Origin of the sequence: Brachybacterium sp. p3-SID1565 (assembly GCF_025143785.1) — a bacterium.
Taxonomy (GTDB): Bacteria; Actinomycetota; Actinomycetes; order Actinomycetales; family Dermabacteraceae; genus Brachybacterium; species Brachybacterium epidermidis.
In genome coordinates, this window is sequence record NZ_JAMBDS010000100.1 from 1 (window position 1) to 648 (window position 648).

1 protein-coding gene is annotated in these 648 nt (G+C 62.0%); it reads right to left on the reverse strand.

From position 1 onward, the window contains the following. Positions 1 to 618 (reverse strand): IS3 family transposase (locus M4D54_RS13770; protein ID WP_259892114.1); only part of this gene is annotated, 618 nt, incomplete at its 3' end. Between the last annotated feature and the right edge of the window lie 30 nt (positions 619 to 648).

The window sequence follows — 648 nt, forward strand, 5'->3', positions numbered from 1 at the left end:
CTGACTGCCCCTGTCGGAGTGGTGAACCAATCCGCTATCATTCCTGCTTGCACCAGTGGAAAGAAGTGCGTGCTCCAGTGCGAGCAAAGGTAGAGACTGTGTGTGGAGTGTGGGTGCGACCGCCCAGCCGACAATTCTCCGACTGAAGACATCGGTGATGAATGCGACGTAGCAGAATCCGGCGAGGATCCGGACGTAGGTGATGTCAGCGACCCAGAGCTGCCGCGGACGGTCCGCGGCAAACTTCCGTTCCACAAGGTCGGGGCGCTCATCCGGTCCGGCTCCAGGGCGGGTGGTGACGGGCTTACGGCCTCGCCGGACGCCTTGGAGTCCCGCGATCCTCATCAGTCGTGCCACCTGGTCGCGACCGACGTCCCATCCCGCATGCCGCATCGCGTGCCACATCTTTCGGACCCCGTAGACGCTGTAGTTCTCCTTGTGAATTCGTTTCACCTCCTCCACGAGCATCTCGTCCCGAATGCTACGAGCGCAGGCTGGCCTGCTCTTTGCGGCACGGTATCCGCGGGAGGTGATGAACCCACATTCTGTCGCACCGAGGATGCGGCAGATGGCCTCGACCCCGAACTGATCGCGATGCATGTCGATGAACGCGATCATTTCGTCGTGGGGCGGTCGAGTTCCGCTGCG